This is a genomic window from Streptomyces sp. CBMA156, from assembly GCF_014596515.1.
In the GTDB taxonomy this organism is placed as follows: Bacteria; Actinomycetota; Actinomycetes; order Streptomycetales; family Streptomycetaceae; genus Kitasatospora.
Map to the genome: position 1 here is coordinate 1 of NZ_MSJQ01000334.1, position 26,027 is coordinate 26,027.

Genomic DNA, 26,027 nt, shown 5'->3' on the forward strand with positions numbered 1-26,027 from the left:
GCGAGGACGGCCTGGTGGCCGGCCGGGGTGTCGGCGCCGGCCGCGGCCAGCCGGGCCAGGGCCAGGCAGTCGGCCAGGCCGCGGACCAGGTCGGCGTTGCCGATCCGGGCCAGCGGCCCGCTGCCGGGCGGCTGTTCGGCGGCGAAACGCTCGCTGGTGAACGGGGTCTGCCAGAGCTGGACGGGGTGCAGCCGGGTCGGTCCGTCCTCGGCCGGGCGCAGCGCGATCAGGGTGCCGTCGGCGAGCAGCGCGTAGCCCTGGCAGGGCAGCGGGGCGGCGGCCTCCTGGCGGACGCTGTTGTACGGCTGGAGCAGGGCGCGGCCGTCGGCGGGGGAGCGGAACTCGTAGAGCACGTCCTCGCCGTTGGGCGACAGGACGGTGCGCTCGTACACCAGGCCGTCGACCGGCTGGTCGAAGGTGCGCACGGTGCCGTCCACCAGGACGCAGCCGCCGGGGAAGGCGACGCCCTGGTCGGCGGGCAGCCGCAGGCAGGCCTGGCCGAGCGCGTCGATCCGGGTGACCGCGCCGGTGGGCAGGTGGACCACCAGGTGCCGTTCGGTCTCCTCCTGGTACGGGCGCACGCGCACCAGCAGCAGGGGGCCGATCCGGGTGTGGGCGATCCGGGCGTCGGCGAGGGTCTGGAGGGCCTCGGCGAGCGGTTCGCGGTGCAGCTCCCGGCCGTCCGGGGCGGCGATGGTCAGCCGGCCGCCGTCGACGCCGATCAGCAGTTCGCCGGCCAGGCCGGCGCGGGGCGGCCGGCCGGGGCCGGCGGGCAGCTGGTCGTCCCTGGTGAGCGCGGTCCAGGGCAGCTGCCGGCCGTCGGCCGGGGTGTGGTCGCGTTCGCCGCGCCCGTCCAGGTAGCCGGCCGGGGTGTCGTCGTCCAGGCGCCAGCGCAGCACCCGGACGTCGGCGGCGGCCGGGCCGGTGCGGAAGACGGCGAGCAGCCTGCCGTCCACCGGGCGCAGCCGTTCCAGTCTGGCGTCGCGGAAGTAGCGCCGCAGGTCGCCGAGGTCCTGGCGCAGCCGGGGGTCGTCCAGCAGGGTGCCCTCGGCGGGGGCGGGGGAGAGGTCGGGGTGGTGCAGGCCGAGGACGTCGGTGAAGTCCTCGGCGTCGTCGGCCGGTCCGGCCGTACGGGTGCCGAGCAGCAGCATCCCGCCGACGGCGGTGAGGTCCTGCGGCAGGCAGGCCCGGGCGGTGGTGAGCCGCCCGGTGCCGGCCAGCCGCAGCTCCCCGCCGCCGAACTCGGCGACCCGGCGGGCGTTCAACGCCTGCGCCCGGTCGGCGAGTTCGGCGGCGGCTCGGGCGAGCCGGTCGCGCAGGACCTCGTAGGTGCCGGCGTCGGGCCTGGCGTCGAGGGCGTCCACGGTCACGGTTGCTTCCTCGGGTGTTCGGCGGGTCGTTGCGGGGAGCCTGGCGCTACTTGGAGCCGTTGACCGCGGCGTGGCCGCCGGCCAGCGTCCCGATCGGGGTCTCCGCGATGCCCAGCTGCCGTGCCGAGTCGAGCAGTTGGCGCAGCGGGCCGGTCTGGTCGGCGGCCCCCGAGCCGATCAGCTTCATCAGCAGCGCGGACACGGTCAGATTCTGCACGTCCGCCGTGGAGACCGAGGAGAGCACCTTGGTGAGGTCCTCGGTGAAGCTGGCCCGGCCGTCCAGCCAGGGCCCGGCCAGGGTCTGCGCGGTCTGCGAGTGGCCGACGAAGGCGTCCAGGCTCTTGCCGGCCGACACCGCCTGCACCAGCTTCTCGAAGAACACCGAGTCCCCGCCGACGATGTCGATCTTCGCCTTCTCCAGCCCGGCCGCGACCAGCGCCGCCTGGGACTCGGCGATCTGCCGCTGGGTGTCCAGCCCGGCCAGCCGGACGTCCTTCTCGGCGGCCAGCCGCAGGCGGTACTCCTCGTGCCCGCGCGAGGCCTCGTCCAGCTTGGCCATCGCCGCGGCCTTCTCGGTCAGGCCCTCGGCCTCGGCCTTCAGCTTGCCGCCGATCTCCAGCGCGGTGGCCTTGGCCTTCTCGGCCTGCACCAGCGCCTCGGCGCGGCCGACCTTCTCCACCGCCGCGGCCTCCTGCTCGCGGACCTGGACCCGGGCCAGGCCCTCGGCCGCGGCCTCCGCCCGGACGCCCTCGGCCATCCGGATCTTGGCGACCGCGTCCAGCTCGGCGGCCTGCTGCCTGGCCTCGGCCAGCACCAGCGCCTCGCGGGCCCGGAACGCGGCGGCCTGCTCGGCGGCCTCGGCGGCCTTGATGTCCTTGACGAGCTGCTCCTGCGCCTCGGCCTCGGCCTGGATGACGACGGCCTTGCGGACGCGCTCGGCCTCCTCGACGGCGCGCAGGGTCTTGACGGCCTCCTCCTGCTCGGCGACGGTGCGGTCCACCGCGACCCGCTCGCGGACCACGTCGGCGACCTCGCGCTTGGCGGACTCGACCTCCTTCGTCTTGGAGATGGTGGCGAGTTCGGTCTCCCGCTCGCGGCCGACGACCTCCAGCAGACGGTCCTTCTCGATCCGCTCGTTCTCCACCGCGATCACCCGCTCGCGGTTCTTCTGCGCCACCGCGACCTCTCGGGCCTGGTTCTCCCGCTGCACCCCGAGCAGCTCCTCGGTGCGCAGGAAGGCGGTCTGGGCGTTGAGCCGCTCCTCCTCCTGTACCCGGGCGATCACCGCGTCCTCCTTGGCCCGCAGGGTCTCGATCTCGCGGCGCTGGCGGATCTCCGCGTCGGCCTGCCGACGCTCCAGCTCCAGGACGGCCTCCCGGGCGTCCACGTTCTGCCGGGTGATCTCCTTCTCCTCGGTGCGCTGGTACTCGTTGGTGCGCACGTGCTCGATCGCGGTCAGCTCGGTGATCTTGCGGATGCCCTGGGCGTCCAGGATGTTGTCGGAGTCCAGCTGGCTCATCGGGGTCTGTTCCAGGTGGTCGATGGCCGCGTCCTCAAGGGTGTAGCCGTTGAGGTCGGTGCCGATGACCGCGATGATCTGGTCCCGGAACTCGTGCCGGTGGGTGTACAGGTCGGTGAAGTCCAGCTGCTTGCCGACGGTCTTGAGCGCCTCGGCGAACTTGACGGCGAAGAACTCCTGGATCGCCTGCGGGTCGCTGGCCCTGACGGTGCCGATCGACTGCGCGACCTTGATGACGTCCTCGACGGTCTTGTTGACCCGGACGAAGAAGGAGATCCGGATGTCCGCGCGGATGTTGTCCCGGCAGATCAGACCGTCCCGGCCGGCCCGGTGGATCTCCACCGTCTTCGCGGTGATGTCCATCAACTCGGCCTTGTGGAGGACGGGGAGGACGATCGCGCCGGTGAAGGTCACGTCCACCTTCTTCGTCCGGGAGACGATCAGTGCCTTGCCCTGCTCGACCTTCTGGAACAGGCGGCCCACGAACAGGAGCAGGGCGAGCACGATGAGCAGCACGACGGCGACGAGCACGCCGAAACCCACGGCGATGGTGTCCATCACGGAGTCCTTTGACGAGATGGCGAGACAGAGCGAAGGGAAATGCGGTGAAGGTGGATCGACGGCGGACCGGGATCAGCTGAGACCGGACGGCGGGTCGAAGGGCGCCACCAGGAAGTGCTCGCCCTCGGGGTCGTAGTCGAAGATCAGGGCGGTCCGTCCGGCCGTCAGGCCCGGTTCGGGCTCCGCGGTGCGGACCTGGACGATCGCGGTGGAACCGTCCTCCGCGGTGACCTCGGCCTGTCCGAAGCCGGCCGTCACCCGGCCGGTGCGGATCACGCAGACCCGGCCGACGAAGTCCCCCCGGGTGGCTGGCCGGTCCTGCGGGAACAGCCGCGACAGCGGCCGGACGAGCACCCGGGTGCCCGCCCAGGAGGCGACCAGTGCGACGGCGAACACTCCGCCGCGCGCCGGTGCCCCCGAGGTGAGGACGGTGCCGGCCAGGCTGACGAACCAGGCGATCGCGACCAGCAGCGACACCGCCACCGTCACGGGCACCCCGCCCAGCCCCAGCGCGTCCAGCACGTTCGTGTGGTGGCCGGCTCCGTGCCGGTCGGACCCCGCGTCGGCGTCGTGCCCCCCGGCACCGTGCCCCGGGTGTCCGACGTCTCCCGGGTGTCCGGCGTGTCCCGCGGGGCCGGAGTGTCCCCCGTGCCCGGCACCCGGGTGGTGCCCCGCGTGTCCGGCGTCCAGGTGGTGCCCGCCGTCGTGCCCCCCGTGCACGGCGCCGGGCACCAGGCCCCCGAGCAGCATCAGCAGCCAGTAGCCGACCACCACCACCAGCGCGAAGCTGAACAGCGCCGTCGGAAAGGCCAGCGCGGCCGTGAAGAAACCCCCCGTTCCGGCCACGTTTCCCCCCGCCCCTCCTCCGGCGCCGCACTTCGGCGTCGGGACGATCATGGCAGCCGGGGCGCGCCTCGCACATTGCCAGGATCCGGCAATCTTTACGCCCCTTTGACACCCTGGTACGTGCGGCCCGGGTGACACTGCAACAACCGGGCAACAGGCCGGTCGCCGGACGGTCCCGGAGGTTTCGGCCGGCGGCCGGGCCGTACAGGATCCGGCAACGGCCGGTCGTGGACGGACGGTTCGGCCGGCGGCCGGTCGCGGACGGTGCCGTAGCGGGTTCCGGGCGGCCGCGCCAGAGGGGCGTTCCGGCCACCGCCGGATCCGACCTGATCCATGAGAAGGCTCTAGAGCGGCTGGTTCGGCCAGTTCAGCAGCCGGGCCCCCATGGCCGCCGTCTCCAGGGTGAAGCGCTGGAGCGCGTCCGCCGGGTCGTACCCGGTGAGCGCCTTGATCCGCTCCAGCCGGTAGCTCAGGGTGCGCACGCTCAGCCCCAGCCGGCGCGCCGCCTCCGCGTTCACGTACGCGGCCTCCGCCTGCACCGCGATGGTGTCCAGCAGCGGACGGGCGCCGCCGCGGGCCTCGGTCAGCGGGCCGAGCACGCTGCGCACCAGGTCGGCCATGGCCGCCCGGTCGCGCATCAGCACCGGGAAGACCAGCAGCTCCTCGGCCTTCAGCTGCTGGGCCGACAGGTTCAGCCGGTGCGCGTAGTCCAGCGCGTCCAGCGCCTCCTCGTAGCTGCGCGGCACCCCGCTCGGCCCCGAGTGCCGACGGCCGGTGGCCACCCGGCGCACCGGGCGGTAGCCGGGGCCGGGGCGCAGCGTCAGCTCGGCGAAGGCCTCCAGCACGGCCCGCTCGGAGTCCGGCGCGATGCACACCAGCCGGCCGTCCTTGCTGGCCAGCAGCACGTCCCGCTCGCCGAACCGCCCGGCCAGCTCCCGCTCCACCCGGTGCACCAGCGGATGCACGTCCGCGAACGGCTCGTCGCCCACCGCGACCGCCACCGTGTACGCGCCCGCCAGCCGGAGCCCGAACCGGTCGGCGCGCTCGACGAGCTTCCCGAGGTCGCCGCGGCCGAACAACAGGTCGTCGATGAACTCCCGCCTGGCCGCCTCCTCCTGACGGACCGCCAGGCGCTGCGCTCGCTCGTGACCCTCGCCCAGCGCGGCCAGGGCCGCGTCGGTGGCGGCCAGCACCGCGTCGCCCGTCCGGCGCAGCTCGGCGACGCTGGTCGCGGCGGTCGTCCCCGGCAGGGTCTGCCAGGCCCGCCGGGCCGCGGTCAGGCACTGCGACACCACCTCGCGCAGCCCGTACCCGGCCTCCGCGCAGTGCTCGCCGAGCTTGCGCAGACGCTCCAGTTCCTCGCGGCGCAGCAGCCGGCCGGTGCGGGAGACGTCGGCGAGCAGGACGAGGTAGGCCTCGGCCAGCTCGGTGGGTACGTCGTGGTCGATCTCCTCGGGCACCATGTCCTGCCAACCCCCGTGCGGCCTGCCGATCCGGCGCCGAACCTATCAGGGCCGGTCCGGCCGGGGCCGCTGCGGCCGCCGCCGCTACCGGTCGCGGAAGTGCAGGACGAAGCGCGCGCTGCTGCCGTCGATCCGCCGCCGCACGTACAGCGCGGGCGCGCCGTCCGGGGTGCAGCTGACCCCCTCGCGCACCAGCAGCGCGGTGCCCGGCGGGACGCCCAGCAGCTCGGCGTCCGCGAGGTCCGCGCCGACGGCGCCGAAGGCCCGCCAGTCGTACTCCAGCTCCACCCCGGCGGCCCGCGCCAGGTCCGGCACCAGGTTGCCGGGGCGGCCGGGCCGGACCAGCGCCGCCGGCAGCGGGCCGAACGGCACCCAGTAGCTGCACACCGCCCGGGCCCGCCCGCCCAGCCGGATCACCGAGTCCACCCGGGACAGCTCCGCCGGGGTGCGGCCCAGCCGGCGGGCCGCCTCCGCGTCCTGTGCCGAGCCGGTGACGGGCGGGGCCGCGACCACGAACTCGCCGTCGGTGCGCTCCTCGTTCGGCAGCGCGCCGTACACGCTGCCGAGGTCGATGCGCTGGCTGCGCGGGTCCACGGCGATCGACACCCGGACGGCGGGCGGGCGGACGAAGGTGCCCACGCCGCGGCGGATCTCCACCACGGCCGCCCGCTCCAGCTCCGCCACCGCCTGCCGTACGGTCAGCCGGTTCACGCCGAACTCGGCGCTCAGCTCGGGCTCGCTCGGCAGCCGGGTGCCGGCGGGGTAGGTGCCGGCGTCGACGCGCTCCTGGAGCCGGCGGGCCAGGCGGCGGTACACCGGGGTGCTCGGGGGGTTCGGGGGGTTGGTCGCCACGGGCCCGATCCTACGAAGCCCGGCCGGTCCGCCCGGGTCACGCACCGCCCGTACCGGCCACGCGCCGCCCGTACCGCACGTACCGTCCGAGTCGCCGTGGCCCGCCGACGGGGGTGGGATGGAGGGATGCACCGGCCGAGGCTTGCCCGGCGGCCCCGCGACGGGTTAGACATCTGGACATCTAGATGTCTCCGCCCCTCCGGACGTCCCTGTCCCGTCCCTGGTGCGGCCCCACCGAAAGGCCTCCGCATGTCCCTGGTCAACTTCCGCGACGCCGCCGCCCTCGGAGACCCCGAGGGCCGCCGGGTCCGCCCCGGGGTGCTGTACCGCTCCGCCCAGCCGTTCCCGGCCGCCGACGAGGCCACCGTCCGCCAGCTGCGCGGCTGCGACATCCGCACCATCGTGGACCTGCGCGACCCGCGCGAGACCGACCCCGACGACTGGGCCGCCGCCGAGGCCGCCGGGATATCCGTCGTCGCGGCCCCGGTGAACCCCGCCACCGACGCCCTCACCGCGCGGATGAGCACCATGGCCACCGCCGCCGACCTCGGCGACTTCTACGTACTGCTGGCCGAGTCCGCGCCCGAGGCGCTGGCCGCCGCCGTCGAGGCCACCGTCCGCCCCGGCGCCGTCCTGCTGCACTGCGCCGCCGGCAAGGACCGCACCGGCCTGCTGACCGCCCTGCTGCTCGACCTCCTCGGCGCCCCCGCCGACCGCATCGTGGCCGACTACGCCCGCACCACCGACGCCCTCCCGCAGATCTTCGCCGGCCTCGCCGAGCGCCACCGCACCGCGCTCAACGACCACACCACCTCCCGCGTCACCGACTCCCGGGGCCGCAACCTCACCATCCCCGCGCCCCTCCTGGAGGCCCCGGCCGAGGCCATGTCGGTCTTCCTGGACCGGGTCCGCACCCACCACGGCGGCGCGGCCTCCTTCCTCCCCGGCTGCGGCGTCCCGGTGGCCACCCTCGGCGCCTTCCGCGCCAAGGCGGCCGCGGCCTGACCAGCGCCCGGCTCCTGCCCCGGGGCCCCGGCGCCCGGAAACCGCCGTACCGCCGTACGGCGATATCCCGTTGCACCGCGCCGCCCCGCCCTGGCAGCGTGCCCGGTCGAGGGGGGTGCCGCGAGATGACCGCACTGCGCGAGATCCGCGCCGACCACGACGACCGGACGATCGTGCTCTACCAGGCCTACCCGCCGGCCGTCGCCGACGCGGCCCTGGCGGCGGGCCGGTTCACGGCGCCGTTCGGCTTCCACCGGATGACCTGGATCAAGCCCTCGTTCCGCTGGCTGATGCACCGCAGCAACTGGGCGCGCAAGCCCGGCCAGACCAGGGTCCTGGCGGTCCGGATCACCCGCGAGGGCTGGGAGGAGGCGCTCGCCCGCGCCGTCCTGACCACCGCGCACCCGGACGACCTGGCCCGCGCCGAGGTCCACGTGCAGTGGGACCCGGAGCGGTCGCTGCGCGGGGCGGCGCTGAACCACTACAGCATCCAGGTGGGCATCGGCCGGTCGCTGATCCGCGGCTACGCCGAGGAGTGGGTCACCGGGCTCACCGACCTCACCCCGCAGGTGCACCGGATCGCCGCGCTGGTCCGCGGCGGGCAGGCGGCGAAGGCCCAGCGGCTGCTGCCGCCCGAGCGCCCGTACCTGCCGCCCGCCGCGACCGCGCGGCGCCTCGGCCTGGACTGAGGGGGCGGCGGAGCCGAGAAGACCGAGCCGGGGCGGCGGAGCCGAGACGGCGGATCAGACGTCCCGCCGCCGCACCACGGCCACCGTCACCACCACCGCGGCCACGCCCCACACCCCCATGGTGATCCACGAGTCCAGCACGCTCGGCGCGTACTTCCCCATGGTGGTCGTGGAGGCGGGGTTGATGGTGAGCCGCTGCACGGTGGCCGTCGGCAGGTGGGTGCCGATCTCCTTGAGCCAGCGGTAGCGGTCCCCGCCGAACATCATCGGCAGGACGAACAGCAGCAGCACCAGCGACACGATCGAGGCGGTGGCGTGCCGCAGCAGCGCGCCCAGCGCCATCCCGACCAGCGCGCAGACCGGCACGATCGCCGCGTAGCCGAGCACGGCCCGCAGACAGCCCTCGTCGGCGAGGGAGAGCCCGACGTGCCGGGAGGACAGCATCGCGTTGACGGCGAGGAAGGAGCCCGCCGAGACCACCAGCCCGGCGAGCGCGGTGATCCCGCCGATCAGCACCACCTTGGCCGCGATCACGCCCCGCCGGTCCGGGACGGCGGCGAAGGTGGTGCGGATCAGGCCGGTGGTGTACTCGCCGAACACGGTGATCGCCCCGAGGCTGCCGGCCGCGACCGCCATCAGGTCGCCCGCGATGCTGCCGAGCCCGTGGAACAACGGGTCGTACGTGTACGGGGATCGGCCGGGCATCAGGGGCGGCGGGTGGTCGATGTACGTCAGGTCGGTGTGGACGGCGTTCACGTTGACCGCGATCGCCACCAGCGAGGCCAGCGCCAGCACCCAGTAGGTGGAGCGCAGCGAGCGCAGTTTGATCCACTCGGCGGCGAGCAGGTCGCGGAACCGGGGCGCGGGCTCGGCGGATCCGGGGGTCGTGGTGCTCATCGGGCCTCTCCAGCCTGGTACTCGACACTGCCGGCGGTCAGGGACATGAACGCCGACTCCAGCGACGACGTCCGGGTGGTCAGCTCGTGCAGCACCAGGCCGTGCCGCAGCGCGAGTTCGCCGACCCGCTCGGCCGCGAGCCCGGTGACGATCCCGGACCGCGGCCCGGCAGGCCGTACGTCGGCCCCCTCGGCGCGCAGGACCTCGGCCAGTGCGGGGAGTTCGGGAGCCCGTACGGCCACCGAGGAGACCGCGTTGCGGGCCGAGAACTCGGCGAGGCTCTCGTCGGCGATCAGCCGGCCGCGCCCGATCACCACCAGGTGGTCGGCGGTGTGCTCCATCTCGGCCATCATGTGGCTGGAGACGAAGACCGTGCGTCCCTCGTCGGCGAGCCGCCGGAACAGTTCGCGCAGCCAGCGCACGCCCTCCGGGTCCAGCCCGTTCAGCGGCTCGTCGAACAGCAGCACCGGAGGGTCGCCGAGCAGCGCGCCCGCGATGCCCAGCCGCTGCCGCATGCCCAGCGAGTAGCCGCCGATGCGTCGTCCGGCGGCCCCGCCGAGGCCGACCTCCGCCAGTACCTCGTCCACCCGGCCGAGCGGGATGCGGTTGCCGCGGGCCAGCGCCGCCAGGTGCGCCCGGCCGGTGCGCCCGCCGTGCACGTCGCCCGCGTCCAGCAGGGCGCCGACGTGCCGCAGACCGCGTGGCCGGCTCGCGAAGGGCACCCCGGCCACCGTGACGGTGCCCCCGGTGGGGGTGTCCAGGCCCAGGATCATCCGCAGCGTGGTGGACTTCCCGGCGCCGTTGGGGCCCAGGAAACCGGTCACGGCGCCGGGCCGGACGGTGAAGGTCAGCCGGTCGACGGCCGTGGTGGCGCCGTACCGCTTGGTCAGTCGCTCGATCTCGATCACGGGGCCAACGGTGCCGGTCGGAGCCGGTCCCCGGCATCGGGCCGCGGGCCACAACCACGGGCCGCCGCACTGGCCCCCGGGATTACGCCCCCGGGCCGATGTGCCGCCCGGAGGCCCGCCGCTACCATCGCGCCATGATCACCGAACCCCGCCCGCCGCTGCTCAGGCGCCTGCCCGCGGGCGTGTGGGTGGGGGCGCTCTGGACGGCGCTGGTCGCCTTCCGCTTCCTCACCCGCGAGGACGAGCTGCGCCACCTGCTCTCCTACCAGGGCAACCTGGAGGACATGCCGCTGACGGTCACCGCGGTGGTCACCACCCTGGTTGCGGCGCTGCTGGTCCGGCTGCCGCTGGCCGCCGTCGCGGTGGCGCTCGCGGGCGGCGTCTTCGCGCTCGGGATGGTGCGGGTCCCGGAGACCGCGCCGCTCCAGTTCCTGATCGCCGACGGGGTGGTCGGCTACTGCGCGGCCACCCGCTCCCGCCGCGTCTCGCTGAGCGCCCTGGCGCTGCCGCTCGCCACCCTCGCCGGACTGTTCCTCCACGGCGTCGCCATCGGCTACCCCGTCAACCCGCTCGCCTACACGGGCCTCGCCACGACCGTGCTGATCGCCTGGCTGGTCGGCAACACCGTGCACCAGAGCCGCGCCCACACCGAGGCGCTGCGCGGCCGGGCCGCCGAGCAGGCCGTCACCGCCGAACGGCTGCGGATCGCCCGCGAGCTGCACGACATGGTGGCCCACAACATCGGCATCATCGCGATCCAGGCCGGCATGGGCAGCCGGGTCATGGACACCCAGCCCGCCGAGACCAGGGGCGCCCTGGAGGCCATCGAGGCCACCAGCAGGGAGACCCTGGCCGGGCTGCGCCGGATGCTCGGCGCGCTGCGGCAGGGCGAGGGGGAGCCCGCGCCGCTCGAAGCGGTGCCCGGGCTCGGCGAGTTGGACCGGCTGGTGCGGAGGGCGGCGGGCGCCTGGGTCGACGTGGCGCTCACCCGGCGCGGCGCGGTCCGGCCGCTGCCGCCCGAGGTGGACCTGGCCGCCTACCGGATCGTCCAGGAGGCGGTCACCAACGTGATCAAGCACTCCGGCACCCGGGACTGCCACGTCACCGTCGTCTACGGCCCGCGGGAGCTCGACGTCACCGTGTCCGACCGGGGCACCGGGGCGGCGGCCGGCACCACCGGCACCCCGGGCACCGGCTATGGCCTGGCCGGCATGCGCGAGCGGGTCGCCCTGCTGCACGGCGAGTTCGGTGCGGGGCCGCGCCCCGGGGGCGGCTTCCTCGTCGCCGCCCGGCTGCCGCTGCCCGACGGCGCTCCCGAGGACGCCCCCGTCCAGACCCCTGTCCGAACCCCCGCTCAGACCCCCACCCGGACTCCCGTTCAGGCCCCTGTCCGGGCCTCCGTCCAGCCCCCCGTGGAGGTGGGACCGTGATCCGTGTCGTCCTGGTCGACGACCAGCCGCTCATCCGCACCGGCCTGCGCGTGCTGATCGCCGACGCCCCCGACCTGGAGGTGGTCGGCGAGGCCGGCGACGGCGCCGAGGCCGTCGACCTGGTCGCCCGGCTGCGCCCCGACGTCGCCGTGATGGACATCCGGATGCCGGGCACGGACGGCATCGAGGCCACCCGCCGGATCACCGCCGACCCCGGCCTGCCCACCCACGTCCTCGTCCTCACCACCTTCGACGACGACGACTACGTGTACGGCGCGCTGCGCGCCGGGGCGAGCGGCTTCCTGGTCAAGGACCTCGCCCTGGAGACCATCCTGGACGGCATCCGGGTGGTCGCCGCGGGGGACGCCCTGCTGGCCCCCGGCATCACCCGCCGGCTGATCGGCGAGTTCGCCGCCCGGCCGCAGGGAACGGCCCGGCCCCGCAGGCCCGTCGCCGAGGCCGTCACCGGGCGCGAGCGCGAGGTGCTCACCCTGGTCGGCCGGGGTCTGTCCAACGCTGAGATCGCCGCGGAGCTGACCATCAGCGTGGCCACCGCCAAGGCCCACGTCGCCCGGCTGTTCACCAAGCTCGACGCCCGCGACCGGGTCCACCTGGTCATCCAGGCCTACGAGTTCGGGCTGGTCGCGCCGTAGGTCCGGCGGGCGGGCGCCGCCGCCGTGCCGGGCCCGGTCAGGACGCCGCGACCTCGCCGATGCGCATGATCCGGCCGTGGGAGTCCAGCACCACGTCGTAGGCGTTGCCGTGGCAGCCGTCCGGGGAGGCGGCCGGCTCGCGGCCGGCCAGGCAGTCGTCGAGGTGGGCGATCAGCTCGTGGAGCGGGACGGGCCTGACCGGGTCGCCGTACGGCTCGTCGATCAGGGTCGCCGCCACGCCAGCCGTCGCGAAGCCGTAGCGGGTGGGGGCGCCGGTGGGCTCGTAGCCGACCGGGCCGCAGCCGAAGCGGGCGGGCCGGGCGGTGAGTCCGTCCGGGGCGGCGGAGACGACGACGAGCACCTCGTGGCCGGGGAGCCCGGTGGGGGTGGCGCACTCGGGCCCGGAGAAGGGCAGGGCGGAGGGCCCGGCAGAGGGCTCGGCCGGCTGGTCCGCGGACGGGTCGGGAGACGGATCGGCGGAAGGGTCCGCGGACGGCCCGGAGGCGGCCGGGGTGACGGCCGACGGGCCGGCCCCGGGGGAGTAGGGCCCGGCCTCCTCTTCCTCCTCGTAGAACAGGCCGTCGTCCTCGTCCAGCAGGTCGTCGGCGCCCTCGTCGGCCAGGGCGGCGGCGGAGGCGGCGGCCACCGTGGGAGCGGAGTCGGCGGGCGTGCAGCCGGCGAGGACGGCTGCGCTGCCGCAGGCCAGCAGGGCGGCGGCGAGGAGGACACGGGACGGGGCCATGGCACCAGTCTCCCCGGACGGGGGCGGATGTCGGTACCCGCTTGACACGACCGGGGCCGGTGGTGCGGTTCCCGCCGGGGGCGTGCGGAGCCGCGGTTCCCTCCCCCGCCGGATGTGCGGATCCGGCGGGGGAGAGCATGTGGTGAGCCTGCGTCAGGCGGCCACCGGCCGGTCCGTCTCGTACGCCTCGCGCAGCCGGTCCTGCGCCTGGGTGCCCACCGCGAGGTGGTCGAGCCCGAGCAGCGCCGCGCCCAGCACCGGCGGCGCGACGACGACGCGCGGCTCGGCCAGCGGCGCGGCCTCGGCGAGCCGGGCCCTCACGTTGTCCAGCAGCAGCGGCTGCCGGGAGGCGAGCACGCCGCCGCCCAGCACCACCGGGGCCGGGGCGTCCAGCAGCTCCAGGCGGCCGAGCGCCACCACCGCGAGCCGGACGATCTCGTCGGCCTGGCGGTCGATCAGCTCCAGGGCCACCTCGTCGCCCTCGACGGCGACCGCGAACAGCACCCGGACGATCTCGTGCAGCCGCACGCTCGGCAGGTGCCCGAGGTGGACGGCCTCGGCGACGGCGCCGGCGCTCGGCAGCCCGAAGTGCTCGGCGATGGCCCGGGCGAGCCCGGTCGGCCCGCCGCGCCCGTCCTCCGCGCGGACGGCGTGCCACATGCTGGTGACGGCGAGGCCCGAGCCGCCGCCCCAGTCGCCGGTGAGCTCGCCGAGGGCGGGGAAGCGGGCGGTGCGGCCGTCCGGCAGCAGGCCGACGCAGTTGATCCCGGCGCCGCAGACCACCGCGACCCCGAGCGGGCCGTCGGTGCCGGCCCGCAGCAGGCCGAAGGTGTCGTTGGCGACGGTGTTGCTGACCCCCCACGGGTGGGACTCCAGCGCCTCGCGCAGCGCCAGTTCCTCGACCGGCAGGTCGGCGTTGGCCAGGCAGGCGCTGACGTGGCTGGTGAGCACGCCGTTCCAGGACGGGTGGCCGGCCTCGGCGGCGGCCTGCTCGACCAGCGGGGCGAGGCCGGCCACGGCCGCCGCGCCGCCGATCTTCTGGGGTTCGAAGCCGCCGCCGCGGGCGGTGCCGAGGACGGTGCCGTCGGTGCCGATCAGGGCGACGTCGGTCTTGGAGTTTCCCGCGTCGATGGCGAGGACGCCTGGCAGGAGGGGTTCGGGCTGGTGGGTCATCAGGTCCCCGCGGCTCGTACGTGGCCCGGGCCGTGGTCGTCGGCCGGGTGCCCGGCCGGGGTCGCGGCCGGGGAGCCCGGCCGAACGGTCTCCGGCCGGGGGTGGACGGTCTCCTCGCGGTGCCCGCCCGGCGGCCGGAGGAACCGGGCGGGCGGGCACCACGGGCCGGGTCAGGCCCAGGCGAGGTGCTCGCGGTTGTGGGCGAGCAGCCGGTCCGTGAGCTGGTCGGCGAGTTCGATCTGGCCGACCAGCGGGTGGGCGAGCAGGGCGTCGAAGACCCGGTCGCGGCCGCCGTGCAGGGCGGCGTCGAGGGCGAGGTGCTCGTACGAGGTGACGGCGGCGATCAGCCCCGAGTACAGCGGCTCGACGGGCCGCTGCGGCAGCGGGCGCACGCCCCGCGCGTCCACCTCCGCCGGGACCTCGATGACGGCGTCGTCCGGCAGGAAGGGCAGCACGCCGTCGTTGCGGGTGTTCACCACCTGGACGGAGGTGCCGCCGCCGGTGCCGAGCAGCGCCGCGATCAGCTGGACGGCCGCCTCCGAGTAGAAGGCGCCGCCGCGCTTGCCGAGCAGCTCGGGCTTGGTGTCCAGGGCCGGGTCGGCGTACAGCTCCAGCAGCTGCCGCTCGATCTCGGCCACCTGCGCGGCCCGGGAGCCCTGCTCCCTCAGCTCGGCCACCACCGCGTCGTGCTGGTAGAAGTACCGCAGGTAGTAGGAGGGCACCACGCCGAGGCGCCGGACGACGGCCTGCGGCAGGTGCAGGTCGTCGGCGATCTCCTTGCCGTGCGAGGAGAGCAGTTCGGGGAGCACCTCGCGCCCGGTCGTGGCGCCCGGGGCGTCCAGCAGGGTGACCCCGCGCTCCCAGGTCAGGTGGTTGAGCCCGACGTGGTCGAGCCGGACCAGCTCCGGGGCGACGTCCAGGTGAGCGGCGAACTTGCGCTGGAAGCCGATCGCGACGTTGCACAGTCCGACGGCCTTGTGGCCGGCGCTCTGCAGGGCCCGGGTGACGATGCCGACCGGGTTGGTGAAGTCCACGATCCAGGCGTCCGGGTTGGTCCGGCGCACCTGTTCGGCGATGTCCAGCACCACGGGGACGGTGCGCAGCGCCTTGGCGAGCCCGCCGGCTCCGGTGGTCTCCTGCCCGACGCAGCCGCACTCCAGCGGCCAGGTCTCGTCCTGGTTGCGGGCCGCCTGCCCGCCGACGCGCAGCTGGAGCAGCACGGCGTCGGCGTCCGCGACGCCCGCCACCAGGTCCGTGGTCACCGTGACGACGGCGGAGTGGCCCTGCTTGGCGAAGATCCGCCGGGCGAGGCCGCCGATCAGTTCCAGTCGCTCGGCGGCCGGGTCGATCAGCACCAGTTCGCCGATCGGCAGGCTGTCCCGCAGCCGGGCGAAGCCGTCGATCAGCTCCGGGGTGTACGTCGAGCCACCGCCGACGATTGCCAACTTCAGTGCGGACATCAGCCCTTGACCCCTGTCAGTGTCACGCCTTCGATGAAGGCCTTCTGAGCGAAGAAGAAGAGGACGATCACCGGTGCCATCACCAGCAGGGTGGCGGCCATGGTGAGGTTCCAGTTGGTGTGGTGGGCGGCCTTGAAGGACTCCAGCCCGTAACTGAGGGTCCAGGCCTCGTGGTTGTTGCTGGCGTAGATCTGCGGGCCGAAGTAGTCGTTCCAGCAGTAGAAGAACTGGAACAGCGCGACCGCCGCGATGGCCGGCTTGGCCATCGGCAGGACCACCCGCAGCAGGGTGCGCAGGTCGCCGCAGCCGTCGATCCTGGCGGCCTCGATGTACTCCTTGGGGATGGTCATCAGGAACTGGCGCAGCAGGAAGATGGAGAACGCGTCGCCGAAGGCCATCGGGATGATCAGCGGCCAGAGCGAGCCGTCCATGCCCATCTGCTTGGACCAGAACAGGAACATCGGGATGACGGTGACCTGCGGGGGCAGCATCATCATCGCGATGACCCCCATCAGCGCCAGGTTGCGGCCGCGGAAGCGGAACTTGGCGAGGGCGTAGGCCACCGGGAGGCTGGAGACCACGGTCAGCGTGGTGCCGGCCAGGGCGTACAGCAGGGTGTTGCGCCACCAGGTGAGGAAGCCGGGGGTGTCCCAGACCTTGCCGTAGTTGCTCCAGTTCCACTCGGTCGGCCAGTAGTCGGTGGTGAGCGCCTGCCCGTCCGACATCACCGAGGTCAGGAAGACGAAGACGAAGGGCAGCAGGAAGAACAGCGCGGCGGCGATGGCCACCGTGTGCACGGCCACCCACTGGAGGAACGCGCGGCGCCGGGCGGCCCGGGCGGCGGGGCCGCCGGACCGGGAGGGGACGGCTGTGGCCGGCCCCTTGGTGAGCGTGGTGCCAAGGGTCATGATCGGGTCCTCCCGGGCCGCTAGTCGTCGCTCGCCATGAAGCCGGAGCGGCGGCGGAGCAGGATCGAGGTGACGGCCATCGAGATGACGAACAGCACCAGGGCGACGACGCAGGCCGCGCCGTAGTTGTAACTCTGGAAGCCGAGCTTGTAGACCATCTGCGGCAGGGTCCAGGTGGAGCCGCCCGGGTAGCCGGGCTCGAACGGCTGTCCGGAGCCGCCCGCGATGCCGCTGGCGACCTTCCCGGCGACGATCGCCTGGGTGTAGTACTGCATGGTCTGGATCACCCCGGTGACCACCGCGAACATGATGATCGGCGAGATGTTCGGCAGCGTGACGTACCGGAACCGCTGCAACGGGCCGGCCCCGTCCAGCTGGGCCGCCTCGTACTGCTCCCTGGGCACGTCCAGCAGCGAGGCCATGAAGATGACCATCAGGTCGCCGATGCCCCACATCGCGAGCAGGGTGAGCGCGGGCTTGGACCAGTCCTCGGAGGCGAACCAGCCGGGCTCCGGCAGGCCGAGCTCGCCGAGCAGGTGGTTGACCGGGCCGGTGCCGGGGTTGAACAGGAAGGCGAAGGCGACGGTGGCGGCCACCGGCGGGGCCAGGTACGGCAGGTAGAAGGCGGTGCGGAAGAAGCCGGCCCCGGTCTTGACCTTGGTGATGAGCATCCCGATGCCCAGGCCGAAGGCGACCCGCAGGCTCACCATGACGATGACCAGCCACAGGGTGTTGCGCAGGCCCTGCCAGAAGGTCGGCAGGTGGTTGAAGACGTAGTCCCAGTTCTTCAGGCCGCTGAAGGTCGGCGAGCCGAAGCCGTTGTACGTGGTGAAGGAGAAGTAGGCGGTGGAGACCAGCGGGTAGACGAAGAAGACGCTGAACCCGACCAGCCAGGGGGAGAGGAAGGCGAGGGTGCGGGCCGCCTCCCGGCGGCGCTTGCGGCGCAGCAACTGCTGCGCGGCGGGCGCCGCCGGGCCGGTCGGTCCCGCGTCGGCCTTGTCGCCTTTTCCCTTGCGGGTGCCGAACGCGAGTGACATGGGAGCTCCGTGGACCGTTCCCGGCCTACTTGGCCTGGGCGATGTCGGTGTCGATCTGCTTGGCCGTGGCGGCCAGGCCCGCCTGGAGGTCGGCCTGCTTGCCGGACTCGTAGTCGTAGCCGAGGTTCTGCAGGGTGGTGATGTAGCTGCCGCCGTTGACGGCCGGCGGGGTGGTGCCGGAGTGGGCGTTCTTGGCGACGTTCAGGAAGGTCTTGAAGTTCTCGTCGGCGACCAGCTTCGGCGAGTCGAGGGCGGCGAGGGTGCTCGGCACGTTGTGGATCGCGTTGGCGAAGCCGACCACCGCGTCGGTGTCCGTGGTCAGGTACTTGACGAACTCCCAGGCGGCGGCCTGCTTCTTGCTGCTGCTGGCGATGCCGACGATGGTGCCGGTCTGGTAGCCGCGGCCGTAGGTGTCGGCCTGGTCGTCGGGGACGGGGAAGGCGGCGGTGCCCCACTCGAAGTCGGGCTTGTTGTCGGCGAGGGAGGCGGTGCGCCACTCGCCGTCGAGGATCATCGCGAGCTGGCCGGTGTGGAAGGGGTTCTTGGCGCTGAACTCCTCGCCGAAGGTGGCGCGGTACTTCTCCAGCTTGTCGAAGCCGCCGAGCTGGTCGACCAGGCCCTTCTGCCACTTGAACATCGCGGCGACCTTCGGGTCGGTGGCGATGTCCGACTTGCCGTCGGAGCCGAAGTAGCCGGGGCCGTACTGGCCGAGGTAGTGCTCGGTGGTGGACTCGTAGCCGTGGTAGAGCGGCATGAAGCCGAGCTGCTTGTACGAGTCGCCGTCGGCGACGGTCAGCTTGGCGGCGGCCTCGGCGAACTCGCTGAAGGTCTTCGGGGGGTGGGCTATGCCGGCGTCGGCGAAGGCCTTCTTGTTGTAGTACAGGCCGTAGGCGTCGCCGAGCAGCGGCAGCGAGCACTGGTTGCCCTGGAACTGCGTGTAGTCGAGCATCGTGGCCGGGAAGGTCTTGGCCGGGTCGATGCCGCTCTTCTGGAGCATCGGCTTGAGGTCGACGAAGGCCTTGGTCGAGCAGAACATGCCGACGTTGTTGGTGGTGAAGGAGGAGACCACGTCCGGTGCGTTGTCGCCGCCGGCCCGCAGCGCCTGGTTGACCTTGTCGTCGGCGAGGCTGTCCACGGCCTTGACGTGGATGTTGGGGTGGGCCTTCTCGAAGGCGGCGATGTTGGCGTTGATCGCCTTGATCTCGTTCTCCTGGCTCCAGCCGTGCCAGAAGGTGATGGTGACGTCCTTGCCGCCGGCCGAGTCGTCGGTGCCGCCCGAGTCACTGGAACCGGTGCAGGCGGAGGCGAGCAGGGCCAGGACGGCGCTGCCGGCGAGGGCGGCGATGGTGCGGCGGCCTCTGCGGGAGGTGGTGGCGTGCACTTCTGGATCCTCCTGGGGGTGCGCGGGCAGGCCTCATTGCCTCGGATCCCGCGTTCGGGGGTTGGGGAGAGGTGGGTGCAGGTGAACGAGGTGACAGGGGGAGCGTCAGTGGGTGGAGAAGACCGCCTCGCGGGCGTCGGACAGGGCACGTTGCAGGGCGCCGAGCAGGACCGGTGAGCCCGGCAGGGCGCTGCTGCGGACCTCCGGTCTGGCGATGGAGACCCGGGCCAGTTCGTCCTCGACGAGCGCGCGCAGGCGTTCGCCGCCGGCGCTCGGCACCACGCCGGAGAGGACCACCAGCTGGGGGTCGACGACGGCGACGATCACGGCCAGCCCGACGGCGAGCCGCCCGGCCAGCTCGGTGAGGAAGGAGTCGCCGGCGCCCGGGGTGGTCAGCGCCTTGGCGATGGACTCCTGCGCGGTGGCCGCGCCGAGCCCGTGCTCCCTGGCCAGGGCCCGGACGGCGGGGGTGCCGACCAGGGCCTGGAACCCGCCGAACTTGCGGCGGCGGGCGTCCCACTCGACCGGGGAGTCGGGCAGCGGCATGTAGCCGACCTCCCCGGCGCCGCCGGTGAAGCCGCGGTGCAGCCGCCCGGCGATCACGATCGCCGCGCCGACCCCCGCCCCGGCCCAGAGCAGGACGAAGTCCTCGAAACCGGCCGCGGCGCCCGAGGAGCGCTCGGCGACGGCGGCCAGGTTCACGTCGTTCTCGATCGACACCGGCGCGCCGATCGCCGCGGTCAGCTCCTCGACCAGTCGCGGCGAGTGCCAGCCGGGCAGGTGGGAGGCGTACCGGAGCTTGCCGGTGACCGGGTCGGGGGCGCCGCCGAGCCCGATCGCGGCGGTGCGCAGGGAGCCTTCGGGGATTCCGGCGGCCCGGACCGCGGCGGCCACCGCGGCGGCGACGGCCGGGACGGTCCCGGCGGCGGGCAGGCCCTTGGTGGGCACGCTGTGCTCGGCCAGCGTGCTGCCGGTGATGTCGGCGACGGCGACCCGGATCTCGCTGTTGGTGACGTCCAGTCCGGCGACGTACCCGGCGGCCGGATTCACCTGGTACAGCCGGGCGTTGGGGCCGGGTCCGCCGGCCGTGGTGCCGACCGGCACGACCAGCCCGGCGGCCTCCAGCCGGGCCAGCAGCTGGGAGGCGGTGGGCTTGGACAGCCCGGTGAGGGTGCCGATCTGGGTGCGCGAGAGCGGCCCGTTCTCCAGCAGCAGTTCGAGGGCGGCGCGGTCGTTGATGGCGCGCAGCAGGCTGGGGGTGCCGGCGAGGGGGGCCTTGGCGGTGCTCTTGGTCATGCCCGGAATCCTCCTCTTTCGGCTGGTCGGAAAAGTCCGCAGGTGGCCCCCGTGCGGAGAGCGGGCGGCCCTCGGAGGAACCGTGATGAACTGTTAGGAAACTTTCCAGTCGCTTGGGAAGGACCGTAAGGGCCGTGTCGGCGGGGTGTCAATGGCCGGTGGAGCGGAGGATGCCGAAGCGTTACCGGACAGCACGGAGCCCCGCCCCCACCCGTTATACGCACGGTGGTGGGAACGGGGCTCTCGTCCGCGGAAGGGGCTCCTCGGCGGGGGTTTGAAGACGGGCCCTACGGCTTCGCCGAGTCCTCCGACGCCCGCGCCGGGACCGGCTCGGCCACCCGGTCGGCCGACGCGGCCGGGGCGAGCTGCTCGGCGGCCGGCACCGGAGAGGGCGCGATCACCACCCCGGTCGCCCCGGCCGCCACCGCGGGGACCTCCTCCTTGACCTTGATCCCGGCCCGGTCGAAGGCCACCTTCAGCCGCTGGCGCAGCCCCCGGGAGACGGAGGCCGCCTTGCCCGGGGCCGTCCTGGCCTCGACCCGCAGCACCACCGAGTCGGGGGCGACCGACTCCACGCCCAGGATCGACACCGGCGCCCAGACCAGCTCGTCGTACGGGGCCTCCTTGGCCATCAGCTCGGCCGTCGCCAGGATCAGCTCCTCGACCCGGAGCAGGTCCTCCTTGTACCCGACCTGCACGTCCACCGAGGCGGTCGCCCAGCCCTGGCTCATGTTGGCGATCCGCTTCACCTCACCATTGCGGATGTACCAGATCTCGCCGTTCGCGCCGCGCAGCTTGGTCACCCGCAGACCGACCTCCAGCACCGTGCCGGAGGCCACCCCGGTGTCGATCTCGTCGCCGACGCCGTACTGGTCCTCCATGATCATGAAGACCCCGGAGAGGAAGTCGGTGACCAGGTTGCGGGCGCCGAAACCGATCGCCACACCGGCCACACCGGCGCTCGCCAGCAGCGGCGCCAGGTTCACCCCCAGCGCGGACAGCACCATCAGCGCCGCCGTGCCCAGGATGGTGAAGGAGGCCACGCTGCGCAGCACCGAGCCGATCGCCTCCGAGCGCTGCTGGCGCCGCTCCGTGTTCACCACCCCGGTGTTGGCCAGCAGCCCGCCCAGCCGGCTCTCCTCCTGGTGCTCGGAGGTGCGCGCCATCCGCCCTATCAGCTGGGTGATGAGCTTGCGCACCATGGCCCGCAGCACCAGCGCCAGCACGATGATGAAGACGATCCGCAGCCCGGAGGCCAGCCAGCCCTGCCAGTGGGTGTCGAACCAGCTGGCGGCCTGCCGGGTGGTGTCCGAGACCTCCTGCGCGCTGGTCGGTATCCGCAGGTCGAGGTCGGGCAGCTGCGCGGTGGGGCTTGGGGCCGGGGTCGGGTTGGCGAGCGTCGAGGACGCGTCGGACGGACCGGTGGCACCGGAGCTGAACACGTGCGGACCTTCCTGGCAGGGTGCGTGTCGGGCCCGCACCGCCGGCAAGCGGCCCGCGGACCGTGTGCCTTAGCCTATCCGCCGCCGAAACCCGCCAGGACACGCCGCGAACCTCCCGCGGGCGTGCCCGACGGCGTACGGAGTGTCCCGAACGCCCCGTCAACGCCCCCGTACGCTCCCCCCGCTCCCGGACTCCCGGGCCGTCCCCGCCGGTCGGGGCACTGCTCCGGACGGCCGATCGGTCCCCCGGGAGGGCCACCGGGGCGGCCCGCACCGCCACCCGGGTGCAACCCGACCTTCCCCGGGCATACCGGTTATGACAGAGACCACACCCGGAGTTCACGTCAGGTCCGTTACACAGGAGTGGTGGCGCCGTACAAAGGCGTAAGGCGACACTGGGGAGATCGCGCACGAGTGGCGCGATACAACCGCTCGTCCCGGCGCGAGCCACGCGCCGCAGGCGTCCAAGGAGGCATCCGTGCCGCATGTCCTGGTCCTCAACGCGTCCTACGAGCCACTCGGCGTCGTATCGATGCGCCGCGCACTCATCCTGGTCCTCAACCACAAGGCGGTCAGCCTGGAGGACTCGGAAGTCACTCTGCACAGCGCCACCAGCGCCCTTCCGGCGCCGTCCGTCGTCCGTCTGACCCGCTTCGTACGGGTCCCGTTCTGCGGGCCCGTCCCGCTCACCCGCCGGGCGCTGTTCGCCCGCGACCACGGCCGCTGCGTCTACTGCGGGGCCGCCGCCACCAGCGTCGACCACGTCATCCCGCGCAGCCGTGGTGGCCAGCACCGGTGGGACAACGTGGTGGCGGCCTGCCGCCGCTGCAACCACACCAAGGCCGACCGCCACCTCACCGAACTCGGCTGGCGGATGAAACGACCACCCGCGCCGCCAAGCGGCCTGGCCTGGCGCATCATCGGCACCGGGATCAAGGACCCGCGCTGGCGGCCCTACCTGGAACCCTACGGCGGCGGCGACCAGCTGCGCGCCCCGCAGTGGGGCGAGTACGAGCACCACGACCGCACCGAGCAGCCGGCCCACCCGGTCCCGCTCGGCCGGGCGCACGCCGCCCACCCCGCCCCCGTCCGCCGCGGCGAGCAGCCCGAACCGCTCTCCGCCTGACCACCGCTCCACAAGGGCCCGCCCGTCACACCGTCGGTACGCGCCTCATGGGCCGCCGAGCCCCCCGCACCGGGGAGCCGGCGGCCCGCCGCGTTCCACGCGCCGGTCCCTCCCACGGGCCGCTCGGGGCCGCTACGGCCTGGCCGCGGCCCCGCCCGTCGCCGGGGGCACCGCGGGGGCGCCCGTCGCCCCGCCCGGCTGCGCGGGCTGGCCGCCCGGCGGCTGCGGCTGGACCGGCGGCTGGACCGGCGGGGTCACGGCGTACAGCTCGACGCCCCACAGCGAGTAGCCGTACTTGGTCGCCCGCGCCACGCCCTGCACCCGGACGAACCGGACCCCGGGCGCGTCGAAGCGCACCGTCTCGTCGCCGTCCTTGCCGCTGTCCACGGTCGCCGCGTCCGTCCAGGAGTTCCCGTCCGCCGAGACCTGGATCCGGTACGAGGCGGCGTGCGCGGCCTGCCAGTGCAGCACCGCCGCGCCCAGCCTGGTCGCCTGCGGCAGCTCCAGCCGCACCCAGGCGTCGTCCTTGGCCGGCGAGGACCAGCGGGTCTTCGGATCGCCGTCGGCGACCGCCGAGGCGGGGAAGTCCGCCGTCTCGTCGCCCGAGGAGGTGGCCTTCGCGCCGACCGCCAGGTCGGGACCGCCGGTGGGCGGCACCACGTGCACCTGGAGGACCTGCCGGACGGTGGTGGTACCGGCCACGAACTGCACCGGCACCTGGTACGTCCCGGACGGCGTCTCCGCGGTCGCACTCACCAGCAGCGGCACACCCACCCGGCCGCCGCGCGGCACGCTCACCTGTCCCGCCGGGGCCACGGTCAGGCCCTTGGCGGCGGCCGGCACCTCGGTGCGCAGCTCGCCGGCGGTGCCCTCGGGCCGGCCGGCCTCCACGGTGGCCTGGGTGGTCACCGGCGCGGAGGCGCCGGTGACCACGTCCAGGGCCGGGTCGGAGAGGCTGAGCCTGGCTGCCGGGACGTCCGCGTACCAGGGGATCACCTGGTTGACCACCGGTGGGTCGCCGCCGGGCTTCCAGGTCAGCCGGAACGCGTCGGCGGGCAGCCCGCCGGCCGGCAGCTCGTTGTAGCCGGGCTGCACGGTGCCGATGTCGGCCCAGGTGCCGTCGGCCCGGCGCACCGCGACGGTGGCGCCGGCGCGCACGTTCGGGTCGGTCAGCACGGTGAGCCGGTCCAGCGGACGGGCCGCGCCGAGTTCGACGGTGAGCGGCTCGTCCAGCGCGGTGGGCGCCTTGGCGGCCCGGTACGCGGTGTCCGGGTTGCCGTCCAGCACGGCGGCGGAGGAGGAGCCGGGCGCCGCGTCGGGACCGCCGCTGACGCTGGCCGGGGACTCGTCCGGCGCGGTGACGGTGAACTCGCGCACCGCGACGGCGGTCTTCTGCGCGGCGGTGGCCCGCAGCCGCACCGCCCGTACCACCGTGCCCGGCGGGAGCTGGGCGCTGACCGTCTTCTGGTTCTTCACGGTCGCGAGCTGCTTCCAGCCGCCCTCGCCGGTGGTGTACTCCAGCACGCCGTCGCGGATGTAGTCGTCCACGGCGGTCCTGGCGTCGGGGCCGTCGCCCCAGCCGCCCATCAGCACGGTCACGCCGCTGACCGGGCGGCCCGCGCCGAGGTCCAGGCCGACCGCGTCGCCGGGCTGCGGGGGAGCGGAGCTCCAGTAGAAGGTGTCGGCCACGCCGTCGTCCATCAGCGCCGGCAGGTGGTCCTGCGCGGTGCCCATGGTGGTGGTCGGGGTGACCCCGCCGGCGGCCACGCCCGACCAATTGTCGGCGGCGCGCACGGCCCGCTCCAGGAACGGGCCGAGCACCCCGGCGCCGACCGTGGCCGGGGCCTGGGCCAGCTGCTCGCGCAGCCCGTTGAGCTCGACCCTGGCCTTCCACGCCGCCGTGCCGTCGCCGCCGTGCTGGGCCAGCAGCATGTCGAGGGCGGCCCGGCCGGCCAGCCCGTAGTCGCGCAGCGGGCCCAGCCAGGGCGCGGCCTCGCCGGCCAGCTGGGCGGTGGCCGGGGTGGCGGCCAGGGTCTGCTGGGCGGTGGCCATCGCGTCGAAGGCGCCCCGCAGCGGGGCGGCGGCCTCGATCAGCCTGGCGAGGTCGGGGGTGGCGCCGGAGGTGGGCTCGGCGGCCGCCCAGAACCGGTCGAGCAGCGGCGTCAGATAGCCCGACTCCTGCTTGGACAGCGGCGAGGAGGTGCTGTTCCCGGCCAGCGCGGTGACCGCGGACAGCGCCGTCCCCGCAGGCGTCGCGCCGGCGCCGGTCGGCCCCGCCAGCGAGCGCATGGCGGCCTGCCAGGAGTCGTCCGGCTTGTAGTCGGCCGGGTTCCAGGCGAAGTCCCCGGCGGTGGCGATGGCGATCCGGGAGGCCACCGGCTGCTGCATCGCGCCGGTCAGCAGGGCCGCCGAGCGGGTCGCCACCTCGGGGTCGCGCCCGGTGTAGGCGCCGAGGAAGAGCCGGTCCGGGCTGGCGTCGTTGACCGGGTAGTTGTCCATGGTGAGCAGCGGGCGCCCGTACAGCCCGGCGGTGTCCGAGGCCTGGGCGCCGGTGATCTTCTCCGGGATCGCCCCGACCCCGCTCCAGGCCACCTGGACGCCCTCCGGCAGCGCCGCAGCCAGCGCCTTGCGGTACGGGGTGGTGCCCTGCTGGTGGGACTCGGTGGGGAGGACGGACAGCGGCGCCAGGCCCGGGTTCCTCGCGATCAGCCGGTCCTGCACCTTCTTCACCAGCGCGGCTTGCGCCTTGGCGGCCGCGACCGGCCCGGTGCCGTACTCGTCGCGGTCGTCGCCGCAGTGCCACTCGTCGTAGCTGACGTCCAGGAACTGCAACTGGAAGGCGGTGAAGCCGAGCCCGCGCAGCCCGTCCAGCTTCTTCACCAGCGCGTCGACGTCCTTGCCCGAGCTGAAGCAGAAGGACTGCCCGGGGTCGATCGCGTAGCCGAGCGTGACGTGGTTCGCGCGCGCCCGGAAGCCCAGCTCGCGCAGCTCCTCCGCCCGGGCGGCCGGGTAGGCGGTGCGCCAGCGGGAGAGCCGGTACGGGTCGTCACCGGGGGCGTAGAGGTAGAAGTTCTGCTTGGAACGGCCGAGGAAGTCGACCTGCTCCAGCCGCTGCTGCGCGGTCCACGGGGCGCCGTAGAAGGCCTCCGCGGTGCCGCGCACCGGCGCACCGGACGGCCAGTCCCGCAGCGTGACTCCGGGCAGGCCGAGCCCGGCCGCGCCCGGCGCCTGCCCCTGCCCGGCCGGCACGGCGGCGAGCAGCTGGCGCA

20 protein-coding genes and 1 pseudogene are annotated in these 26,027 nt (G+C 74.2%); 5 read left to right on the top strand and 16 right to left on the bottom strand.

Annotated features, from left to right (window positions below):
* The 5 genes from BU198_RS28945 to BU198_RS28965 form a co-directional block, all read right to left on the bottom strand.
* Positions 1-1,370: DNA repair ATPase (locus BU198_RS28945; protein ID WP_188299807.1), on the bottom strand; the 1,370-nt coding region annotated here is incomplete at its 3' end.
* Between the two features lie 46 nt (positions 1,371-1,416).
* A complete protein-coding gene (locus tag BU198_RS28950; protein WP_188299808.1) occupies positions 1,417-3,447 on the bottom strand; it encodes a flotillin family protein in 2,031 nt (676 codons plus the stop codon).
* Positions 3,448-3,522: 75 nt separating this feature from the next.
* Positions 3,523-4,296 (bottom strand): OB-fold-containig protein, encoded by a 774-nt coding sequence (locus BU198_RS28955; RefSeq protein WP_317620360.1) that lies wholly within the window; start codon positions 4,294-4,296, stop codon positions 3,523-3,525.
* A 344-nt stretch (positions 4,297-4,640) separates the two neighbouring features.
* Positions 4,641-5,759: a PucR family transcriptional regulator gene (locus tag BU198_RS28960; protein ID WP_188299809.1), complete on the bottom strand. Its 1,119-nt coding sequence runs from the start codon at positions 5,757-5,759 to the stop codon at positions 4,641-4,643.
* 84 nt (positions 5,760-5,843) lie between these two features.
* The gene (locus BU198_RS28965; RefSeq protein ID WP_188299810.1) at positions 5,844-6,611 is read right to left on the bottom strand and encodes a GntR family transcriptional regulator; all 768 of its coding nucleotides are present in this window, start codon (positions 6,609-6,611) and stop codon (positions 5,844-5,846) included.
* Between the two features lie 249 nt (positions 6,612-6,860).
* Here BU198_RS28965 and BU198_RS28970 point away from each other — a divergent pair, with 249 nt between their 5' ends.
* A complete protein-coding gene (locus tag BU198_RS28970; RefSeq protein WP_188299811.1) occupies positions 6,861-7,616 on the top strand; it encodes a tyrosine-protein phosphatase in 756 nt (251 codons plus the stop codon).
* A 125-nt stretch (positions 7,617-7,741) separates the two neighbouring features.
* Positions 7,742-8,305 carry a DUF4291 domain-containing protein gene (locus BU198_RS28975; RefSeq protein WP_188299812.1) on the top strand — a complete coding sequence of 188 codons (564 nt, stop codon included), beginning with the start codon at positions 7,742-7,744 and terminating at the stop codon, positions 8,303-8,305.
* Positions 8,306-8,359: 54 nt separating this feature from the next.
* On the opposite strand, the gene BU198_RS28980 is transcribed toward BU198_RS28975, so the two are convergent.
* Entirely contained in the window at positions 8,360-9,202 is an 843-nt protein-coding gene (locus BU198_RS28980) for an ABC transporter permease (protein WP_188299813.1), read from the bottom strand.
* Positions 9,199-10,110: an ABC transporter ATP-binding protein gene (locus tag BU198_RS28985; RefSeq protein WP_188299814.1), complete on the bottom strand. Its 912-nt coding sequence runs from the start codon at positions 10,108-10,110 to the stop codon at positions 9,199-9,201. Before BU198_RS28985 ends, BU198_RS28980 begins: the two co-directional genes overlap by 4 nt.
* Before the next feature lie 134 nt (positions 10,111-10,244).
* Here BU198_RS28985 and BU198_RS28990 point away from each other — a divergent pair, with 134 nt between their 5' ends.
* Both BU198_RS28990 and BU198_RS28995 read left to right on the top strand, forming a co-directional pair.
* Positions 10,245-11,540 carry a sensor histidine kinase gene (locus BU198_RS28990; protein WP_188298601.1) on the top strand — a complete coding sequence of 432 codons (1,296 nt, stop codon included), beginning with the start codon at positions 10,245-10,247 and terminating at the stop codon, positions 11,538-11,540.
* Positions 11,537-12,193: a response regulator gene (locus BU198_RS28995; protein ID WP_188298600.1), complete on the top strand. Its 657-nt coding sequence runs from the start codon at positions 11,537-11,539 to the stop codon at positions 12,191-12,193. The genes BU198_RS28990 and BU198_RS28995 overlap by 4 nt, the downstream gene beginning before the upstream one ends.
* 37 nt (positions 12,194-12,230) lie before the next feature.
* Here the strand turns inward: BU198_RS28995 and BU198_RS29000 are convergent, their stop codons facing one another.
* From BU198_RS29000 to BU198_RS29035, 8 genes are all read right to left on the bottom strand, one after another.
* Positions 12,231-12,935: a hypothetical protein gene (locus tag BU198_RS29000; protein WP_188298599.1), complete on the bottom strand. Its 705-nt coding sequence runs from the start codon at positions 12,933-12,935 to the stop codon at positions 12,231-12,233.
* A gap of 153 nt (positions 12,936-13,088) precedes the next feature.
* Complete coding sequence (locus tag BU198_RS29005; protein WP_188299815.1) at positions 13,089-14,108, bottom strand: N-acetylglucosamine kinase; 1,020 nt, start codon at positions 14,106-14,108, stop codon at positions 13,089-13,091.
* Positions 14,109-14,278: 170 nt separating this feature from the next.
* Complete coding sequence (locus tag BU198_RS29010; protein WP_188299824.1) at positions 14,279-15,559, bottom strand: 6-phospho-beta-glucosidase; 1,281 nt, start codon at positions 15,557-15,559, stop codon at positions 14,279-14,281.
* Positions 15,560-15,567: 8 nt separating this feature from the next.
* Positions 15,568-16,476, bottom strand: a complete 909-nt coding sequence (locus BU198_RS29015) for a carbohydrate ABC transporter permease (RefSeq protein ID WP_188299816.1) — start codon at positions 16,474-16,476, stop codon at positions 15,568-15,570.
* 20 nt (positions 16,477-16,496) lie between these two features.
* A complete protein-coding gene (locus tag BU198_RS29020) occupies positions 16,497-17,513 on the bottom strand; it encodes a carbohydrate ABC transporter permease (protein WP_188299817.1) in 1,017 nt (338 codons plus the stop codon).
* Positions 17,514-17,538: 25 nt separating this feature from the next.
* A complete protein-coding gene (locus BU198_RS29025; protein WP_188299818.1) occupies positions 17,539-18,894 on the bottom strand; it encodes an ABC transporter substrate-binding protein in 1,356 nt (451 codons plus the stop codon).
* Positions 18,895-18,999: 105 nt separating this feature from the next.
* Positions 19,000-20,190, bottom strand: coding sequence for an ROK family transcriptional regulator (locus BU198_RS29030; protein WP_188299819.1), 1,191 nt, complete (start codon positions 20,188-20,190; stop codon positions 19,000-19,002).
* Positions 20,191-20,477: 287 nt separating this feature from the next.
* Positions 20,478-21,632, bottom strand: coding sequence for a mechanosensitive ion channel family protein (locus tag BU198_RS29035; RefSeq protein WP_188299820.1), 1,155 nt, complete (start codon positions 21,630-21,632; stop codon positions 20,478-20,480).
* 478 nt (positions 21,633-22,110) lie between these two features.
* On the opposite strand from BU198_RS29035, the pseudogene BU198_RS29040 reads away from it, so the two are divergent.
* Positions 22,111-22,614: pseudogene (locus tag BU198_RS29040) on the top strand (HNH endonuclease); the annotation flags it as partial.
* A gap of 276 nt (positions 22,615-22,890) precedes the next feature.
* Here the strand turns inward: BU198_RS29040 and BU198_RS29045 are convergent.
* Positions 22,891-26,027 (bottom strand): beta-N-acetylglucosaminidase domain-containing protein (locus BU198_RS29045; RefSeq protein WP_188299822.1); only part of this gene is annotated, 3,137 nt, incomplete at its 5' end.

Excerpts from the sequence above, each read along its gene's own strand:
- BU198_RS28950 (WP_188299808.1), bottom strand. The coding sequence starts at position 3,447 with ATGGACACCATCGCCGTGGGTTTCGGCGTGCTCGTCGCCGTCGTGCTG.
- BU198_RS28960 (WP_188299809.1), bottom strand. The coding sequence starts at position 5,759 with ATGGTGCCCGAGGAGATCGACCACGACGTACCCACCGAGCTGGCCGAG.
- BU198_RS28970 (WP_188299811.1), top strand. The coding sequence starts at position 6,861 with ATGTCCCTGGTCAACTTCCGCGACGCCGCCGCCCTCGGAGACCCCGAG.
- BU198_RS28975 (WP_188299812.1), top strand. The coding sequence starts at position 7,742 with ATGACCGCACTGCGCGAGATCCGCGCCGACCACGACGACCGGACGATC.
- BU198_RS28980 (WP_188299813.1), bottom strand. The coding sequence starts at position 9,202 with ATGAGCACCACGACCCCCGGATCCGCCGAGCCCGCGCCCCGGTTCCGC.
- BU198_RS28990 (WP_188298601.1), top strand. The coding sequence starts at position 10,245 with ATGATCACCGAACCCCGCCCGCCGCTGCTCAGGCGCCTGCCCGCGGGC.
- BU198_RS29000 (WP_188298599.1), bottom strand. The coding sequence starts at position 12,935 with ATGGCCCCGTCCCGTGTCCTCCTCGCCGCCGCCCTGCTGGCCTGCGGC.
- BU198_RS29005 (WP_188299815.1), bottom strand. The coding sequence starts at position 14,108 with ATGACCCACCAGCCCGAACCCCTCCTGCCAGGCGTCCTCGCCATCGAC.
- BU198_RS29015 (WP_188299816.1), bottom strand. The coding sequence starts at position 16,476 with ATGACCCTTGGCACCACGCTCACCAAGGGGCCGGCCACAGCCGTCCCC.
- BU198_RS29020 (WP_188299817.1), bottom strand. The coding sequence starts at position 17,513 with ATGTCACTCGCGTTCGGCACCCGCAAGGGAAAAGGCGACAAGGCCGAC.
- BU198_RS29030 (WP_188299819.1), bottom strand. The coding sequence starts at position 20,190 with ATGACCAAGAGCACCGCCAAGGCCCCCCTCGCCGGCACCCCCAGCCTG.